16 protein-coding genes and 1 pseudogene are annotated in these 17923 nt (G+C 65.0%); 12 read left to right on the top strand and 5 right to left on the bottom strand.

Annotation, left to right across the window (positions count from 1 at the left end; all coding sequences use genetic code 11):
- The first annotated feature begins 77 nt into the window (after positions 1-77).
- The 4 genes from DRF71_RS12445 to DRF71_RS12430 all read left to right on the top strand — a co-directional run bounded on the left by DRF71_RS12445 (position 78) and on the right by DRF71_RS12430 (position 3483).
- On the top strand, positions 78-761 hold the full coding sequence (locus tag DRF71_RS12445; RefSeq protein WP_112310828.1) for an alpha/beta fold hydrolase: 684 nt from the start codon (positions 78-80) through the stop codon (positions 759-761).
- A 35-nt stretch (positions 762-796) separates the two neighbouring features.
- Positions 797-1966 (top strand): p-hydroxyphenylacetate 3-hydroxylase oxygenase component, encoded by a 1170-nt coding sequence (locus DRF71_RS12440; RefSeq protein ID WP_112311301.1) that lies wholly within the window; start codon positions 797-799, stop codon positions 1964-1966.
- A 71-nt stretch (positions 1967-2037) separates the two neighbouring features.
- The gene (locus DRF71_RS12435) at positions 2038-2574 is read left to right on the top strand and encodes a flavin reductase family protein (RefSeq protein WP_112310827.1); all 537 of its coding nucleotides are present in this window, start codon (positions 2038-2040) and stop codon (positions 2572-2574) included.
- 138 nt (positions 2575-2712) lie between these two features.
- Entirely contained in the window at positions 2713-3483 is a 771-nt protein-coding gene (locus DRF71_RS12430) for a transporter (RefSeq protein WP_232831480.1), read from the top strand.
- Positions 3484-3590: 107 nt separating this feature from the next.
- Here the strand turns inward: DRF71_RS12430 and katG are convergent, their stop codons facing one another.
- A complete protein-coding gene (gene katG / locus DRF71_RS12425; RefSeq protein ID WP_112310826.1) occupies positions 3591-5807 on the bottom strand; it encodes a catalase/peroxidase HPI in 2217 nt (738 codons plus the stop codon).
- Positions 5808-5952: 145 nt separating this feature from the next.
- On the opposite strand from katG, the gene DRF71_RS12420 reads away from it, so the two are divergent.
- The 3 genes from DRF71_RS12420 to DRF71_RS12410 all read left to right on the top strand — a co-directional run bounded on the left by DRF71_RS12420 (position 5953) and on the right by DRF71_RS12410 (position 9743).
- Positions 5953-6891 carry a LysR substrate-binding domain-containing protein gene (locus DRF71_RS12420; protein ID WP_112310825.1) on the top strand — a complete coding sequence of 313 codons (939 nt, stop codon included), beginning with the start codon at positions 5953-5955 and terminating at the stop codon, positions 6889-6891.
- 466 nt (positions 6892-7357) lie between these two features.
- Positions 7358-7600: a hypothetical protein gene (locus DRF71_RS12415; protein ID WP_112310824.1), complete on the top strand. Its 243-nt coding sequence runs from the start codon at positions 7358-7360 to the stop codon at positions 7598-7600.
- A gap of 124 nt (positions 7601-7724) precedes the next feature.
- Positions 7725-9743, top strand: coding sequence for a sigma-54-dependent Fis family transcriptional regulator (locus tag DRF71_RS12410; RefSeq protein WP_232831479.1), 2019 nt, complete (start codon positions 7725-7727; stop codon positions 9741-9743).
- Positions 9744-9835: 92 nt separating this feature from the next.
- Here DRF71_RS12410 and DRF71_RS12405 read toward each other — a convergent pair whose 3' ends face one another.
- Together DRF71_RS12405 and DRF71_RS28625 are read right to left on the bottom strand one after the other, a co-directional pair.
- A complete protein-coding gene (locus DRF71_RS12405) occupies positions 9836-10879 on the bottom strand; it encodes an NAD(P)-dependent alcohol dehydrogenase (protein ID WP_112310823.1) in 1044 nt (347 codons plus the stop codon).
- A gap of 70 nt (positions 10880-10949) precedes the next feature.
- The gene (locus DRF71_RS28625) at positions 10950-12515 is read right to left on the bottom strand and encodes a TCP-1/cpn60 chaperonin family protein (RefSeq protein ID WP_157971059.1); all 1566 of its coding nucleotides are present in this window, start codon (positions 12513-12515) and stop codon (positions 10950-10952) included.
- 745 nt (positions 12516-13260) lie between these two features.
- Here DRF71_RS28625 and DRF71_RS12395 point away from each other — a divergent pair.
- The gene (locus tag DRF71_RS12395; RefSeq protein WP_112310822.1) at positions 13261-13725 is read left to right on the top strand and encodes a hypothetical protein; all 465 of its coding nucleotides are present in this window, start codon (positions 13261-13263) and stop codon (positions 13723-13725) included.
- Positions 13726-13730: 5 nt separating this feature from the next.
- Here the strand turns inward: DRF71_RS12395 and DRF71_RS12390 are convergent, their stop codons facing one another.
- Complete coding sequence (locus DRF71_RS12390) at positions 13731-14006, bottom strand: hypothetical protein (RefSeq protein ID WP_157971058.1); 276 nt, start codon at positions 14004-14006, stop codon at positions 13731-13733.
- 59 nt (positions 14007-14065) lie between these two features.
- Here DRF71_RS12390 and DRF71_RS12385 point away from each other — a divergent pair, with 59 nt between their 5' ends.
- The 3 genes from DRF71_RS12385 to DRF71_RS12375 are packed head-to-tail and all read left to right on the top strand — an operon-like array spanning position 14066 to position 15737.
- Entirely contained in the window at positions 14066-14347 is a 282-nt protein-coding gene (locus DRF71_RS12385) for a hypothetical protein (protein ID WP_157971057.1), read from the top strand.
- Positions 14348-14358: 11 nt separating this feature from the next.
- Positions 14359-15537, top strand: coding sequence for a WD40 repeat domain-containing protein (locus DRF71_RS12380; RefSeq protein ID WP_112310819.1), 1179 nt, complete (start codon positions 14359-14361; stop codon positions 15535-15537).
- Positions 15538-15551: 14 nt separating this feature from the next.
- Entirely contained in the window at positions 15552-15737 is a 186-nt protein-coding gene (locus DRF71_RS12375; protein WP_112310818.1) for a hypothetical protein, read from the top strand.
- On the opposite strand, the gene DRF71_RS12370 is transcribed toward DRF71_RS12375, so the two are convergent.
- Positions 15712-16626: a hypothetical protein gene (locus tag DRF71_RS12370; RefSeq protein ID WP_157971056.1), complete on the bottom strand. Its 915-nt coding sequence runs from the start codon at positions 16624-16626 to the stop codon at positions 15712-15714. The genes DRF71_RS12375 and DRF71_RS12370 overlap by 26 nt on opposite strands.
- A gap of 116 nt (positions 16627-16742) precedes the next feature.
- On the opposite strand from DRF71_RS12370, the pseudogene DRF71_RS29435 reads away from it, so the two are divergent.
- Positions 16743-17855: pseudogene (locus DRF71_RS29435) on the top strand (RNA polymerase factor sigma-54); the annotation flags it as partial.
- Between the last annotated feature and the right edge of the window lie 68 nt (positions 17856-17923).

Here is a 17923-nt window from a genome sequence, read left to right as displayed (position 1 = left end):
ATATTTGCCGGTGCCGACACGCCCGACCTCGCCCGCGCGCAGACTTCCGCCACCAGAGCAACTTCGGGGACGGGCGCATGAGCGGCGGGCGCAAGGTTGCGCTGGTGCATGGCTGGGGCGGCTCGGGCCAGGCGACCTGGCCCCTGGCGGGCTGGGAGCGCGCGCTGGAAACGGCGGGCTTCACCCCAGTTGCGGTCGATCTGCCGGGCCATGGGCCGGCGGGCGGCGCGCATGATCCGGCGGCTTACGCCGATCTGGCCTCGGACCTTACGCGGATCCTGCCTGCGGATCTTTATGGCGCCATCGGCTTCTCGCTTGGAGCCAAGCTGCTTTTGGAGCTGGAGGCACGAAAGCCCCGGGCCAATGGTCACCTCGTGCTGGGCGGCATTGGCGACAATATCTTCGCGCCCGAAGCCGCAGGCCCGGCGCTGCTGGTCGCACTGGCCGGCAAGCCCCCCGCCGCGCCCGGCATCGCCGCGCTGCTGACCTATGCCGCGAAAAGCCAGAGCGACCCGCTATGCCTTGCCGCAATCCTGCAACGCCCTGCCAATCCACAGCTGGACGAGGCGCGGCTGGCCCTGGCCCGCGCCCCGGTGCTGATCGTCAACAGTCGCGACGACACTGTCGCCATGCCCGACACCAGGCTGCGCGCCGCGATGCCCCGCGCTGAATATCTGCAGATCGACGGCGCCGGCCATATCGGCCTGACCGAGGATCCGCGCTTTTTGCAAGCCGCGACCGCGTTTCTCGCCCGCGCCTGAGCCAGCCCCAAAACAAAACCAACAGGAGAGTAATGATGCTTGACCAGCCCCTGACGATGCTTGACCGCGTCAAAGCCGTCCTGCCCGAAATCGCCGCCCGTGCGAGCCTCGCCGAGGAAAACCGCATGGTCCCGGCCGGGAATATCGCGCTTTTGAAGACCACCGGCCTGCATCGTGCCTTCCAGCCGAAAGCCTATGGCGGGCTGGAAATGCCGGTGCCGGAATTTGAAAACTGCATCGCGGCGATTGCCGGCGCCTGTGGTTCGACCGCTTGGGCGTTCTCTTTGCTGGCGCAGCACAGCCATCAGCTGGCGATCTGTTCAAAAGAGCTGCAGGACGAACTTTGGGCGGCAGATCCCGATGTGGTGGCCTCCAGCTCCATCGCCCCTTATGGCCGCGCCGAAGAGACCGAAGGCGGCATCACATTTTCCGGCGAATTCGGCTGGTCCAGCGGGTCGGACCATGCGCAATGGGCGATCCTTGGCTTTCTGCGCGCCACACCCCAGGGCAAGGCCTATTCCTTCGCCGTGTTGCCGCGCAGGGATTACACCATCCGCGACACCTGGTTCGCCAAAGGCATGCGCGGCTCGGGGTCGAAAACCATCGTGGTCGACCGCGTCTTCGTTCCCGAACACCGGATCGAAACGGTCCCTGCGCTGATGTCGATGCAATCGGCCGGCGCGGCACTTTACCCTGACAGCAAGACCTATTTCACGCCTTTTATCTATGTCTTCGCCAGCTGCTTCGCCGCCGTCAGTCTCGGCATCGCGGAACGGATGATCGAGCTTTACAAGACCCGCACCCAGGGCCGTGTCCGCGCCTATACCGGCGCAAAGGTCGGGCAAAGCATCCCGGCGGCAATGCGGCTGGCGGAATCGGCGCATCAGGTGGCGGCGGGCCGGGCTTTTCTGGAAAAGGCCTGGGAGGACATGCGCGACCACGCCGCCCGCCGCGTCTATCCGGATGCGGAAAAGATGGCGTATTGGCGCACCAACCAGGCCTATGCGGTCAGGATCTTCATCGAGGCGGTCGACCGGCTTTTCGCGGCCTCGGGCGGCACAGCCTGGTTCGATGACAGCGAGGCGCAGCGCCTGTTCCGCGACAGCCATATGACCGGCGCCCATGCCTATACCGATTACAACATCTGCGCCCAGATCCTTGGCCGCGCCCTGATGGGGCTGGAACCCGACCCCGCGCTGTTCTGAGCCTGCCCGCCTCTTTCCCGGGTCCGGCCCATCACCGGCCGGCCCCATCCCCCAGAAATCGGGAGACAGACATGACCGCCGCCTTCACCCCGCCGGCTCCGCCCGATGAGACCGGTTTCGATACACGCGCCTTCCGCACTGCCCTTGGCCATTTCCCCACCGGCGTCACCGTGATGACGGCGGCAGCGGGCGGCCGGCGCATCGGCGTCACGGTCAACAGTTTCAGCGCGCTCTCGCTCGACCCGCCGCTGATCCTGTGGAGCATCATCAAAGCCTCGTCCAGCTATGCGGTCTTCGAGGCCGCAAGCCATTTCGCGGTGAATATCCTGGCGCATGACCAGATCGCGCTGTCGCAGCGCTTTGCCCGCCCCGCCGAGGACCGTTTCCACGGGATCGGGACCGGCACCGGTGCCGGCGGCGCGCCGCTTTTGCCCGGCACCTGCGGGCTGATCGAATACGAACGCCATCAGATCCTTGATGGCGGCGATCACTGGATCCTGATCGGCCGGGTGCTGAGCTTTGCAACCGAGGGCCATGCGCCGCTTCTGTTCCACAAGGGCGCCTATGCGCTGGCCAGCCCCCATCCCGACCAGCCGCCACGCGGCTGACAGGCATCTGACAAAACGCGCTTCATACCAGGGAGGAAACCATGAAGAGACGGACAACCCGCCTGCTGGCGGCGGGCCTCGCGCTGGCGGCAACGCCTGCGCGAGGCCATTGATGTCGGCCCCGCCGATTATACGATCATGCCTTTGGGCACCACGCTGGGGGTGTTCTACTTTCAGCATCTGAGCTCTGACACTTTGCATGTCGGCGGCACCGAGGTGCCGGATTCCAGGTTCAGCGCCAATGTCGCGATCCTGCGCGGGCTCTGGTATGCCGATCTCGGCGGCGAGACCGTATTGTGGAATGTGGTTCTGCCGATTTCCGGCATCCCGACCGCCCGGATCGGCGGCGCGGATCAGCCGGTGGCCGAAGGGATCGGCGATCTGACCCTCGGCCTGACCTATTGGCCGGTGAAACCCTCGAACCCGGAAACCGGCACCACGCCGGGCGTCTCGCTTTTCGTCACCGCGCCCACCGGGAAATATGAATTCGGCTCGGTCGGCATTGGCGAGGGCACCTGGCAGTTCACGCCCCAGGTCGGGCTGATCCAGGGGCTTGGCAACGGCTTTTACCTCGACGGCATCGTCGATGTGGCGTTCAGCCTTGACCATGACGAGAACGGCATCGAAGTCTCGCGCGAGCCCTCCTGGCAGGTCCAGGCGATGCTGAGGAAGCAGGTCACGCCGACCACCTCAATCGCCATCGGCTATAACGGCCATCGCGGCGGTGAGCAGAAGTTCAACGGCGTCGAGACCGGGCTGGAGAACAACCGCGACCAGATCCACCTCTATGGCTCGACCTTCCTGACCGAGGATTTCCAGCTCCAGGGCATGATCGGCCGCGACATCAATGTGAAGGGCGGGTTTGAATATGACACCGTGGCCCAGATCCGCCTGATGAAGATGTTCTGACCCCGGCGCCCTGCCCGATAGCCGGCCCCGTCCCGCAATTCCGGGGCCGGTCTGTTCCTGCGGGCGCGGCAAGAAAGCCGCCGCGCGCCGCTGATCCGGCGTTTCGCTCAGCCCTGAAACAGGTCAAGCTCCATCACCTTCACCCAGGCGCGGGTGAAATCGGCGGTGAATTTGGCGCCGTTATCGGCCTGTGCATAGACCTCGGCCAAAGCGCGCAGCTGCGCATTCGAGCCAAAGACCAGATCCGCCCGCGTCCCCGTCCAGCGCAGCTGGCCGGTCTTGCGCTCGCGCCCCTCGAACAGGGTCTGATCCTCGGTGACCGAGCGCCATTCCACCGCCATATCCAGCAGATTGACGAAGAAGTCATTCGTCAGCTGGCCCTTGCGGGTGGTCAGCACGCCATGGGAAGCGCCGTCATGGTTGGCGCCCAGCACTCTGAGTCCCCCGACCAGCACCGTCATCTCCGGTGCCGAAAGCGTCAGAAGCTGCGCGCGGTCGACCAGCATCTCTTCGGGCGCGGTGCGATACGCGCCGTTCGAGTAGTTACGGAAGCCATCGGCCTCCGGCTCCAGCGGGTCGAAACTGGCGGCATCGGTCTGGTCCGCCGTCGCATCCATCCGGCCCGGCGTGAACGGCACCGAGACCGGATTGCCACCCGCCAGCGCCGCCGCCTCAATGGCAGTACCGCCCGCCAGCACGATCAGATCGGCCAGTGAGACCTTCTTGCCGCCGGTTTGCGCCGCGTTGAAATCGGCCTGAACGCCTTCCAGCGCGGTCAGCACCCGGGCGAGCCGGGTGGGCTGGTTGACCGCCCAATCCTTTTGCGGCGCGAGGCGGATGCGCGCACCATTGGCGCCGCCGCGCTTGTCGGAACCCCGGAAGGTCGAGGCCGAAGCCCAGGCCGTCGCGACCAGCTCCGCAGTCGTCAGACCCGTTGCAAGGATCTCGGCCTTCAGCTCCGCAATATCCGCCGCGTCAATCAGCGCATGATCGCGGGCCGGAATCGGATCCTGCCAGATCAGATCTTCCGCCGGCGCCTCGGGCCCGAGATACAGCGTTTTCGGCCCCAGATCGCGGTGCAGCAGTTTGAACCAGGCGCGGGCAAAGGCGTCGGCGAACTGGTCAGGGTTCTGGTGGAAACGGCGCGCAATCGGCTCATAGACCGGATCGAACCTGAGCGAGAGATCCGCCGTCGTCATAAAGGGCGCGTGTTTCACGTTCGGGTCATGCGCGTCGGGAATCATATGCTCGGGGCGGCAGTCTTTCGCGCGCCACTGGATCGCGCCGGCCGGGCTTTTCACCTGCTCCCATTCATAGCCGAAGAGCATGTCGAAATAGCCGTTATCCCAGGTGGTCGGGTCCGGCTTCCAGGCGCCCTCGAACCCCGAGGTGGTGGTATGAACGCCCTTGCCGCTGCCAAGCCGGTTCAGCCAGCCAAGCCCCTGATCCTCGATCGCGCCACCTTCGGGTTCGGCGCCGACCAATGCGGGATCACCCGCACCATGCGCCTTGCCGAAGGTGTGGCCACCGGCCACCAGCGCCACGGTTTCCTCGTCATTCATCGCCATGCGACCGAAGGTGTCGCGCACATCAAGCCCCGAGGCGACCGGGTCGGGATTGCCATCCGGCCCCTGCGGATTGACGTAAATCAGCCCCATCTGCACAGCAGCGAGCGGGTTCGCGAGGTCCCGCTCGCCCGAATAGCGGCTGGATGGCTTGTCGGAAGTGGCGAGCCACTCGCCTTCCGGCCCCCAGTAAATGTCTTCCTCCGGCGCCCAGATATCGGCGCGCCCCCCGGCGAAACCGAAGGTCCTGAAGCCCATCGTCTCCATCGCGACATTGCCGGCAAGCAGCATCAGATCGGCCCAGGAAATCCGGTTGCCGTATTTCTGCTTGACCGGCCACAAGAGACGCCGCGCCTTGTCGAGATTGCCGTTATCCGGCCAGGAATTCAGCGGCGCAAAGCGCTGATTGCCGGTCGAGCCGCCGCCGCGCCCATCCGCCGTGCGATAGGTGCCCGCCGCGTGCCACGCCATGCGGACCATCAGCCCGCCGTAATGGCCCCAGTCTGCCGGCCACCAGTCCTGGCTTTCGGTCATCAGGGCAGCCAGATCCTTTTTCAGCCCGTCATAATCGAGCTTCTGAAACTCGGCCCGGTAGTCGAAACCTTGTCCCATCGGGTCCGATTTCGGTGCATGCTGATGCAGGATCGACAGGTTCAGCTGATTGGGCCACCAGTCTTTGTTTCCGCGCCCGCCAAGGGTTGTCTGCGGCACAGCGCCGTGGATCACCGGGCAACGCCCGGCGGGTTTGTTTCCGTCCATGTCTTCCTCCCAGAGATCGGCGGCCCTTGCCGGCCGCGGACCGGCGGTTCCCTTCCTCGGGGGTCCGGCCAGTCTGGAATCATTCTAGCCCGGGGCAGACCTCAGGGAAACTTGAATATTCTGATGATGTGTATAAGGTTTCCTTATGCGCAGCCTGACCCTGAAACAGATCCGCTATTTCGACGCCCTGGCGCGTCTGGGCACTTTCAGTGCGGCCGCCGAGGCCTGTGCGGTCACCCAGCCGGCTTTGTCGATGCAGATCAAAGAGATGGAGGAAGGTGCCGGCGCGGCCCTGCTGGAACGCGGCCCGCGCGGCGTGCGGCTGACCGCCTTTGGCGAGATGGTGCATCAGCGGGCGCAGACAATGCTTGCGATCCTTGAAGACCTTGATGCGCTTGCCCGCAGCGCCGGTGGCGCCCCTGCGGGCAAGCTGCGGCTTGGCGTCATCCCGACCATCGCGCCCTATCTGCTGCCCTCGGTCATCACCCGGCTGGCAGTGCTGTTCCCCGGCCTCAGCCCGATTCTGCGCGAAAGCATGACCTCGCGCCTGATCGAGGAGCTGCTGGATGGCCGCATCGACGCGGCGATTCTGGCACTGCCCGTCTCGGAACCCGCCCTGACCGAGGTGTCGCTGTTCAACGAGCGCTTCGTGCTGATCCGCCCGGCGGCTGACGCGGAAAAGCCGGTCCCGCACCGCGACAAGCTGCGCGAGATGCGGCTTTTGCTGCTGGAGGAGGGTCATTGCTTCCGCCAGCAGGCGCTGTCTTTTTGCGATGTGCCCTCCAGCCAGCCGCGCGAGATGCTGGACGGAAGCTCGCTTTCCACCCTGGTGCAGATGGTCGGCGTCGGCGTCGGCGTGACGCTGATCCCCGAGATGGCGGTGCCGATCGAGACCCGCTCGGCCGCCGTCTCGGTGGCGCGGTTTCGCGACCCGCAGCCGCTGCGGTCCATCGGTATGGTCTGGCGCAAATCCAGCGCGATGGAGGCCCAGCTGATGCAGATCGCCGAGGTGGTTCGCGACTGCGGCAACCGGCTCAGACAGGCCAGCGGGCTGACCAGTTTGCCGGGCTGGCGCCGCGACTGATCGCCGCTATGCCGCAGCTGCAAGAGAGACCCCTTCTGCGGAAATGCTTGCTGAAAGGCACATCCCTATTGTAGCTTTCTTTCACAGAAGCGACAGCGCAGGGTTGTGCTGAACCGACAATGCAAAGGTTCCACCCCAGGGTCAGCAGGGAGGCTGATGCTGGGCAAGAGCCTGATTTTACTGGTTTGTGATCACTGGACATTGGGAGGATGACCATGGTCGACATCATATCGAAACGCGACGGTCCGCGCCGCGAGGATGAACGCGCAAGACGCATATTCAGGCGAATCAGGGTGCCATCACCCAGATCGCCGATCACCTGACACAGGGCAGTTACAGCGCCAACAAGCGCGCGAAAGCCGCTGGCGCAAGCGCGGCACCGGCACCCGAGGGCACGCTGATCTATGACGGCGGCGCCGGCGCACGGATCAGTTCCGACAGCGGGGAAATCCGCGTCAAGGTCAGCGTGAACAACCGCGTCGTCGCCTATGACAGCGGCTCGGGGCGCCAGGTGCTGCATCTCGGCGAAATCCGCCGCCAGGAGGGCACGCGCTACTTCGCCATCGCCTCGAAGGAGAACGGATTCTTCTCGCCCCTGCCCGATGAGGTGACCGGGAAAATCGGCGAGCTGGATGGTCAGATCATCGACCAGGCCTGCCCCGAGACCCTGCTGTCCGAAGAAATATCCGAACGCCTGGGGTTTCGCTGAACCACCCGCTCCGCCGGCCTCACACTCCTTTGGCGCCGGCCCTCCCGCAGTTGCCTGACCACCTGCATGTTCGCGTGCGCCAGCAAGGGCGACGAGATCGCCCCAGCCCATTGGGAGGACTTGCATGACCGACGCGCTTTCGGGTTTCCACACCCGGACCGGCATGTTCGATGACTGGCTCGACCAGCGCGCCACCATGCGCGCCTGGGAGGATTTCCTCACCTATCGCGACATCGAACAAAGCCGCACCTCCGGCGTTCGCCGCGAGATCCTTGAATCCTGGTCACGCAGTCTCGCCTCCGGGATCGACGCCACGGCCGAGCTGGCGCCCCTGGACGAGACCGAGGAGATGCTTGAGGACGCGCGGCAGAAGAATGCCGATCTGCGCGTCGCCGCCCGCGAGCCGTTTGAAAAGATCGGGCCGCTTTTGTCCGAGGCCAATGCGCTTTTGATCCTGACCGATGCCGACGGTATGGTTCTGGAACAGATCGGCGATCTGCGAACCCATAATGCGGCACGCTCTATCCATTTGATTCAGGGCGGGAAATGGGATGAGGCCGTTATCGGGACCAATGGGATCGGCACTGCGATCCGCTCGGGTCGCCCGACGCTGGTGCATGCATCAGAGCATTTCTGCCAGGGCATCAAGGCCTGGACCTGCGCCGCCGCTCCGGTGCGCGATCCGGTCGATCAGCGTATCATCGGGGCGGTGGATCTCTCTGGCCCGCCCGCGATCTTTCGCCCGCATAATGTCGCGATGATCGCCTCGGTCGCGCGTGAGATCGAGGCGGCGCTGGCCGAGCGCCAGGAGATGCGGCGCACCAGGCTGCTGGAAGAGTTTCTCGACAATGGCCCCGCCCAGGGCAGCCGCGATGCGGTGCTGATCCTCGACCGGATCGGGCGGGTTATGTATCATCGCCTGCCCTCGGGAGCGACGCGCGACCAGGCGGCCCCGAAACTGTCGCTCGGGCAGCAATTCATCCCGCTGTCGGGGTCGATGAGCGATCAGGACATCGCCCGTGCCATCCCGCCGCATCTGCGCCCCAGCGGAATCTCGCGCCTGTTCCTTGACGGCGAATTCAGTGGCGCCGCACTGATCCTGCCGCCCCGGCTGGCCGCAGCCGCCGCTCCGGCCGCGCCGATGGAGCCTTTCCGCATTCCGCCCCGCGCCGGGGCCGAGCGCGATGAGCTGCTGATGGTCGGCCAGGCGCCGAAATTCACCGCCGCCGTCGATCTGGCGCGGCGCACGGCGGCGGCTGGCTCGGTCGTGCTGATCCAGGGCGAAACCGGCGCCGGCAAAGAGCTTTTCGCCCGCCTCATCCACACCGCCGCACCGCATAAGGGCCGTGCGCCTTTCATCACCGTCAATTGTGGCGCGATCTCGGCCGAGCTGTTCGGCTCCGAACTGTTCGGCCATGCGCCGGGCGCCTTTACCGGCGCCAGCCGCGACGGCAAGCCCGGCAAGTTCGAACAGGCCGATGGCGGCGTGCTTTGCCTCGATGAGATTGGCGAGATGCCGCTGGAATTGCAGCCCTATCTGCTGCGGGTGCTGGAGCAGCGCGCGGTCTATCGCATCGGCTGTTCGAAACGTCGTCAGGTCGATGTGCAGCTGGTCGCGATGACCAACCGCGACTTACGCGAAGAGGTCGAGGCCGGTCGCTTTCGCCGTGATCTCTATTACCGCATCGGCGCCATGACGATCGAGGTGCCGCCCTTGCGCGAACGCCCCTGTGACATCCTCGCCCTGGCCGATCATTTCAACCGCGCCGTGGCGACGCGGCTGCATCGTGAGGCGCTGATCCTGTCGGAAGAGGCCGCCACGATGATTGCGCATTATGGCTGGCCCGGCAATGTCCGCGAGATGCGCAACCTGTTCGAACGGCTGCATCTGATGGTCAATGGCGGCATGGTGACACCCGAGGATCTGCCGGTGGCGATCCGCAGCATGCCGCGCGAGACGGTGGCCGCGTCGTCCGGGCCGGTGGCCCCGGTCAATCTCACCGATATGGAAGAGCAGGCGATCCGGCGCACCCTGACCGCCGAAGAGGGCAATCTCACCCGCGTGGCCCAGGTGCTGGGGATCTCGCGCCCGACGCTTTACCGCAAGCTCAAGACCTATGGCATCAAACGCACTTACGAGTAAGCGCGCATAGAAAAGGCGCCACCGGGGGGAGCGTGGCGCCTTTTCCTGCCGCTTTTGTCTGGTCCGGGGGGCTGAGCCCCCGGATCGTGCCTTCAGGGAACGATCACGCCCCGGCCGGTAAAGCGACGGTTCTTGAAGTCGTCAATTGCGGTGTTGATGTCGTCGAGCTTATAGGGCGTGTAATGCATCTTCACCCTGCCGTCTGAGTTCAGCTCCATCAGCTCGACCAGTTCGGTATAGTCACCGACCAGGCTGCCGCCGATTTTGATCTCATTGGCGACAAGCTCCAGCGTCGGCACTTCGACCGTGCCGCCATAGCCCACGACGATGCATTCGCCGCCCTTGCGCAACAGCTTCCAGCAGATATTTTCCACCCCCAGCTCCCCCACGAAGTCGATCACCACATGGGCGCCACCGCCGGTGATTTCCTTCAGTTCGGCGATCAGGTTCGGGCCACCATCCAGCACCACATCGGCGCCCAGCTCTTTCGCCAGCAGCTGCGCGCCGGGTTCGCGGTCAATGGCGATCAGCCTTGCGCCACAAAGCTCGCGCAGAGATTGCAATGCGATATGGCCAAGGCCACCCACCCCCAGCACCGCGCACCAGGTTCCGGGCGCCAGCATCTTTGCCGCCCGCTTTGCCGCACGGTAGGCGGTGATGCCGGCATCGGCCATCGGCGCCACATCCAGCGGCATGATATCGGTGTTCAGCTTAATTAATGAACGTTCATTCGTTTTGAAATACTCGGCAAAACCACCATCCAGCCCGAGCCCCGGAAAGAGGCCATGATCGCAATACATATCATGGCCGTGATGGCAGTTCAGACAGACGCCGCAGGTGCGCAGCGGATGGCAGATCACCGCGTCACCCGGTTTCACCGTCTTGACGTTTGAGCCGACATCCTCGACCCAGCCGGCATTTTCATGGCCCATCACATAGGGCAGCAGGGTATTGTGCGGATCCATGATCGGCTTCCACACGCCTTCGATGATATGCAGATCGGTGCGGCACAGCCCCGCCGCGCCGACACGCACGATCACCTCATCGGGGGCAAGAATGGTCGGCGCCGGGATATCCTCGATCACCAGCTGCACATTCATCGCGGGATCATATTCGTAGAGTCTTGCGGCCTTCATGGCGCGCTCCTTGCCTTGGGATTGGGTTCCTGGGGGGAGGTCGGGCGGCCTACGGGGCCGCCCGTTTTTCTCACTGCCGGCCAAGCCGTTCTGATCCGCCGCCAAGCGCCGGTCCGGCCGTCGGATCGACATAGTCCTCGGCATGACCGATCAGGGTCTCGGTCGTGAGGATCAGCGCCGCGACCGAGGCCGCATTGGCCAGCGCCGAGCAGGTGACACGGACCGGGTCGACGATGCCGGCCTCGATCATGTCGCGGAACTTGCCCTGGGACGCATCGAAGCCGACGCCACTCTCTGACCGCACCACTTCCGCGATCACCGCATTCGGGTCAGACCCCGCATTCAGCGCGATCCGGGCCAGCGGCCGGGTCAGGACCGAGCGCACCAGCTCGATTCCCGCCGCCACATCGCCCGAAGCATCGGCCACGACCGCATCCAGCAACGGCGCGGTATGGGCCAGAGCCGAGCCGCCGCCGGGCACCACGCCCTCTTCGACCGCCGCGCGGATGGCGTAAAGCGAGTCCTCGATCAGCTGGATCTTGCGCTTTTGCTCCACCGGGGTAAGGCCGCCGGCATGGATCACCGCCGTGCCGCCCGAAAGTTTCGCCAGCCGCTCGCGCAGCTTGTCCTGTTCGATATTCGGCGGCGCGATGTCATATTGGCGCTGCACCTGGAGACGCCGCGCGGTGATCGCGCCCGCATCACCGGCGCCACCGATCACCGTGGTCTGGCTGGCCGAGGCCCGCACCTGCCGTGCCGCGCCCAGCTGTTCACGGGTGCCGTATTCGATCAGCGTGCCGATGGCGGCATCGACGATCGCATGGTTCTGCCAGAACGCATACCGCAGATCGCGCTCCAGCAGGAGATGGTTCTCCGGCTCTTTCAGCGCAGCCATCAAGAGCGAGTGGCCATTGCCGATATGGCGCGATTCATCCGACTGCACCGAAAGGAACACGGTCGGCAGCGCGTAGTCGCCGTTGCGGGCGGCTTCCGACGGCATGGCGACGAAAAGCGTGTTGGTGAAGGCGGTTTCCGCGACCACGGTCAGGTACATGCAGGCCGAGGTCATCACGTCGCCGGTGATGAAGCCCTCGCCAAACTGGCGGCCGATGGTGGTCGCATAGCATTTACCGAACGCTTCTTCGGTAATATCAAAGCCGGCCGGGTCGATATAGTTTTCCATATACCACTTCTTCAGGTTCATCTGAATGGTGGAATGGCGGAACTCGTCAACCATCTGCATGGTAAAACCGGTGCGCAGATCCTCACCCGGCGCGATCCGGGCAACCATCGCCATCGACCGCGCGGCCGAGATTTCCGGGAAGGGAATGATCGCGAGGAAGAGCTTCATCCACTCGACCCAGCGGGGCTCGACGTTGCGGAACATATCGCCGCGCAAAGCCGCGTCGAGCGCGCCGTAAACGCGGTTGTCTTTCTCTTCCTGCATCGGGAAGTAAGAGCGCAGCACCTGTTTCATCGGGTCTCGCGGCGCTTTGGCGATCTTGTAATCGGTCGGGAATGTCGCGGCTTCCTGAACATAGCTGGGGTTCCAGCCAAGGTCAGAGATCCGCTTCGTCGCTTCGCCGACCGAGATCCCGCGTTGCGCGGTGATCTTGTTGAGCGTCAGTTGCGTCATGCCATGAATCTCCTGATGTTGACGGTCGGGACTGGCGGTCCCTGCCGGTGGGCGGTTGATCCGCCCGGGTTTTCCGGCCGCTCCGCCTAGAGGACGGCTGGCCGGGTCAGGTCACGGCAAAGGTTCCGGGCAACGGGGCCAGGGGCAATAACGACAATGCGCAAGCGTGCTGCCGTTTCCCGGTGGCCTCGCTTCTCCTCCCATTCCTTCGTTCTTGTGGCGCCTTTCCGCATCGGAGAACCGCCTTATTGTGCCAGGGATACATGCAGAACCTGTGCCAGCTTTGGCCTCGCCCCGAAGATTTTTGCCAGACGGGTGCGCGACCTGAGGTAATGGATTGAAATATATGATTTTATTTTTTGCATAATTTTTGGGCCGGCTTTTTGCGGCCCCAGACCCGCGCCACCGGTCAGCGTAGCGTTTCGTTACAACTGTCACGCCGGTTCCGACCGGCGTTGCACAAATCTGTAACGCAGCGGGCGTTACACCCCTCATTTGCGCGATTCGGGACGATTTCATCTTTGTCAGAGTGCGGCAAATTTATGCGGCGCTGCAGCATGTAACGCGGCTGAAAAACTGTAATCACCCATTGGAAAGAAATGTTACATTCGTAACGGATGAACGTATTTTTCCCGTTTATATTCATCATCTTATCACCACATAGACTCTGTTTTCAGCCCCTCGCGGCTGTTACCATCGGCTGACTTGCCGGCACTGTCCGGTCTGATCGCCAAAGGCCTTTCCCATGTCAGACCCGATACACCCTGACCCGCTGCTTCCCGGCCAGAGCCCCTCGCGCGCAACGGCCGAGGCCATGCTGGCCCGCGCGCCGGATGACCTGGTCTTCACCATGCGCTTTCTCGGCCAGAGCCAGGAAATCCTGCACAGCCATTTCCGCGATTTCCTTGAGACCCGGCTGGCGCAGGCGGGTGTCACCCCCGAAAGCCATCCGCTGCTGCCCTTCTTCATCGACAGCCATGCGGTCGAACTGCGCGAATTTGTCACCACCGGCGTTTCTCTCGCGCGCAGCTTTCGCCTGGGCGAGATCGAGATCCTGACCGGTGACGTCGAGACACTGATGCGGGTCGATATCTGGGACGCCATAGCCGCCCATATCGACATTGCCGAGAAACGCTTCAGCGAGGGGATTTCCCGCGTCGTCTCCAGCCTGAACGCCGAAGAGGCCGAGCTGCGGCGGCTCAGATTATGACCGGATCAATGCATCCCACCCGGTTGCGCTGCGCCCGGCAGCAGACCCCAGATCGCCGCGATATCCTCGCGCATCTCGCGATGGGCGAAAGCGAGCAATCGTTCACGAACGCCGTCTTCCAGCCCCGCCAGTATCTCCTGAACCCGCGCGGCATCGGCGGGGGAGCCACCCTCAGCCGCCGCTTTGGTGGCCAGGGCAAGCGGATGACCGGCTCCGAATTCGGCCAACGCCGCGCGGCCAATGGCGGCAAGGAAACGGGTCTCGGGACTGGGCGTCTGCATATGCGGCTTCTGCTTGCGGCCGGGCATTGCGGCGGATCGGGCGGCGGATGGGGGCAAAGATGAGCAGCGAAAAGCGCAGCATGCAAGAGATTCTGTCGGACCAGTTCCGCATCACTGCCGAACTGAGCCGGATGACCGGCGAATATCACCGCCTTTTGCAGAAGGTCGCTGCCGCCGGCTTTGCGCGGCAGATGGCCGAGGATGATCCCGGCCCCGCTTTGGCCGAGGCGGAGCGCATTGAGATCGCCGCGAAACTGACCGCCGAGACCTGTGAATTGCAGGTCGAGGCGCTGGAAAAGCAACTCTCCGCCCTGGGGCGGGAACTCTCCGATCTGACATGAGGACATTGTAGATGAGCGACACCGCCACCCCGGAGGCGCCGGCCAGACCCGCGCCGCAACAGGCAGTCCAATCTCCGCTTTTCGATCTGCTGGCGCGCAGCTGGCAACTTGAGGCCGGCATTTCCGGCCTCGCTTTCGACGCCGCCGGCAAGATCGCCGGCTTCGCACTGGAAGATGGCCGCCTCGCCCTGATGGCGCTGGAGGATGCCGATGGCCCGATCAGCCGGATGCGGGTCGAGGCGGATTCCGGTCGCTCGACCATCCGGCCGCGTGAAAAGCCGGTGGCTCAGCCGGTGCTGACACCGGAGCTGGCCGATGGGGCGGCGATGCTGGCGGCCTCGGGCAGTATCGGGCTGATCGCCGCGGGGCGGGATGGGCGCATTCACCGCGTCACCCCGCGCGGCCAGGTGATCGCCATGACCGATAAGGCCAGCCCGATTTTCGCCATTGCCACGGATGGGGCCGGCAGGGTCGCCATTGCGCGCGACGGCCGCACCGATCTGCATGAGGAAGAGGGGATGGCGCGGCTGATCGGGCTGCTGACCCCTGGCCCGGCGCATGCGCTGGCCTTCGCCCCCGATGACCGCTCGCTCGCCGTGATGCTGGAAGAGACAGTGCTGATCGGCCAGCCGCGCCAGGGCTATGAAAGCCATCCGCTCGGCGGCAAGGGGCCATTGGGTTTCTCGGCCGACGGCGCCTGGGTTGCAGGGTCGAACGGCAAGGACGGGATATGGCTCTTGCGGCGGGCGGATGGCACCACCGCGCGGATCGGCAATTTCCGCGCCGCGCCCTCGGCAATCGCCTTCAGCAAAAGCGCCGGGGCGGTGTTTGCCTCGGGCGCCTTCCGCGCCGCCGGCTGGTCGCTGGCCGAGCCGCCGCTGGGCGACGGCCAGACCGGCAACCAGATGACCGGCAACCAGATGACCGGCGCGCTGAAGACCGGCCGCCCGGGCCTCGTGCTGATCGACAAACTCGCCGCCCATCCCCGCCGCGATCTGATCGCCCTCGGAACTGCCGATGGCGCCGTCTCCATCGCCCGGATCGGCCAGCCCGAGGAAATGCCGCTGCGCCATGCCGATGGCTCTGCGGTCACCGCGCTGGCCTGGTCGGCGGACGGTCTGCATCTCGCCATCGGCACGGCAGCAGGCTCGGCCGCGCTGGTGACCCTGCCCGAACAGCTCTTCAAATAAGGAAAGGATCCGACATGAGTGAAGCCCTGCAGAAACAAACGGATGAGGATGCCAGCAAGGATGCGTTCTTCGCCAGGATCGCCGAAATCTCGCAAGAGATGATCGCCGCCCATGGCAAGGATTTCGCGATGGGCACCCTGGTTCTGGCGGCGCGCTGGATCGCCAGCGACAAGATCAGTGCAGCGCCCGCCCCGCATTGAAGAGGCCGGGCCCGGAGGTGGCGCCCGCTGCCCCCGCTTCGACCGTCCCGGTCTGGGCCGCGCCCTGACCGACCATTGCCCATCGCATCTGGTCGAGCAGAATATCGCGCGACCCGGCCGAAAAGCCCAGCAACCGCGCCTCCGGCGCCCCGACCGCGGCGATCATCGTGAGATCCTCCTCCAGCCCGATATCAATCAGATGCGCCCAGGCGCAAAGCTCGTGCAGGCGGTGCGTCACGAATTCCAGACAGTCCCGCGCGACCGGATTGGCCGGCCAGGCGGCGTCACGTCCGCGTTCCCCCTGGCCCAGCGGAGAGCTGTGAACCGCCGAGCCCAGCAATGTCAGCACCTCGCGCCGCCAGCGACCATATTCGCTCTGATCGGAATGATCGAGGCCGATGGCGTAAAGCTTTTCGGCCACCAGCCGGAAGGCGCGCCCCCCCGCGATATGGCGGCGCCAGAAGTCATTCGCCTCGTCAGCGCTGTGGCAGGCGACAAATTGCTGCGCCAGTTTTCTGCGCAGCAAAAGCGCCAGCAGCATATCGACATCCTCGGAAACCGAGCGCGCCAGCTGCAACGCCGGCACCGCCAGTTCCGAGAGCACAAGCAGCCGGATCGCCGATACCGTCTCGATCACCCGCCCGCTGAGGATATGCAGCGCGCAGAACTGATCCCGCGCGAGCCGCAGCCCTTCAAGCCGCATACCGGCCCCGGCGGCACGGTTCAGCGCCATGACCCAGATCAGCGCCTGGTCAAAGAGGCAAAGACGGTCATGCGCGCGACTGTCGGCCTCGGGCCGCTCGGTCGCGGGCAGCGGGCGAAAGCCCGGCAGGTCCCGGATACATTCGCCCCAGAGCTTGTCGAGATCATGCCCGCGCGCGGACCACATCTGCCGCAAACGCGCCGCGAGCTGCGGCGACATTTCGCGGTAGAAACGTTCAGGTCCAATGGGTTGATCAAATGCCCGATGCGCCAAGGCGGCTCCTCCCCGAAAGGTAAGACAGCATGACGGTAGCCTCACGCCTGACGCAAAGCCAGCGCCAAACGCTGGGCTTCCGCCAGATCCAGGCGGTGAACCTGCTGCGGCTCTCGAATGAGGACCTGACGGCAGAGCTGTCTCGCCGCGCCGCAGCGAACCCGTTTCTGCGGTTACGGCTGCCGGCTGGCAATGCGGGTGAAACCGGCGAAGAGGGCAGCGCGCCGGATGGTCTTTACGCGCATGTGATGGCGCAATTGCGTATGATTGCCGCAGCGCGGGCGGATGAGGCGCTCTCCATGGCCTTTGTCGAGGCGCTGGACGGCAATGGCTGGCTGGACCGGCCGCTGCCCGCAATTGCCGCTGCCGCCGGGCGCTCGCTGCGGGAGGCGGAGTATATACTTGCTGCATTGCAGCACGAACTGGAGCCGGCCGGCCTTTTCGCCCGGGACCTTGCCGATTGTCTGCGCATCCAGGCGCGGGAGCGCGGTCAGCTGAACGCTGCGATGGAGGCGGTTCTGCGCCATCTTGACCTGGTGGCAACGGGACCAGAGGCGGTGGCCAGGGCAGCCGGTCTGGCCATCGGGTTGGTGCAGACCTGCCTCGCGCAGATCCGGCGGATGGATCCGCGCCCGGGCCTCGCCTTTGGCGGCAGCACCGCCCCGATCCGGGCGCCGGATGTGATCGTCTCGCGCGCAGCAACCGGCTGGCAAATCGACTTGAACCGCAGCACGCTGCCGGTGCTGAGCCTCGCGCCGCGCGCACAGGCCGGCGCCGCCCTGCGCGCCGTCCGGGCCGAAGCGGAATGGATCGCCTCGATTGTAGAGCGTCGCAACCGAACGGTGCTGGCAGTGTCTCGGGCAGTTTTGCTGCGGCAGCGCGGCTTTCTTGACCATGGACCCGGCGCGATCAGGGCACTCAGCCGGTCGGAAATCGCCGCCGGGCTGGGGCTGCATGACAGCACGGTCGGTCGGGTGGCCCGCGATCTGCTGGTCGAAACGCCGCATGGGATGCGGACTTTGTGCAGCCTTTTTTATAGCGGGCCGTCGCGCGGGGGCGGCATGGCGGGTTCGGCGATCCGGCACCGGCTGGGCCAGATCATCGCGGGCGAAGACCCCGAGGCCCCGCTGGGCGATGCGGCTCTGGCGGAAATGCTGCGCAGCGAAGGCTTACCGCTGGCGCGGCGAACCGTCGCCAATATCGGGAAGAG

The organism is Pseudogemmobacter bohemicus, assembly GCF_003290025.1.
In the GTDB taxonomy this organism is placed as follows: domain Bacteria; phylum Pseudomonadota; class Alphaproteobacteria; order Rhodobacterales; family Rhodobacteraceae; genus Pseudogemmobacter; species Pseudogemmobacter bohemicus.
The sequence above is the reverse complement of the archived record's forward strand: the minus strand, read 5'-3'. Positions and strand labels throughout refer to the sequence as shown.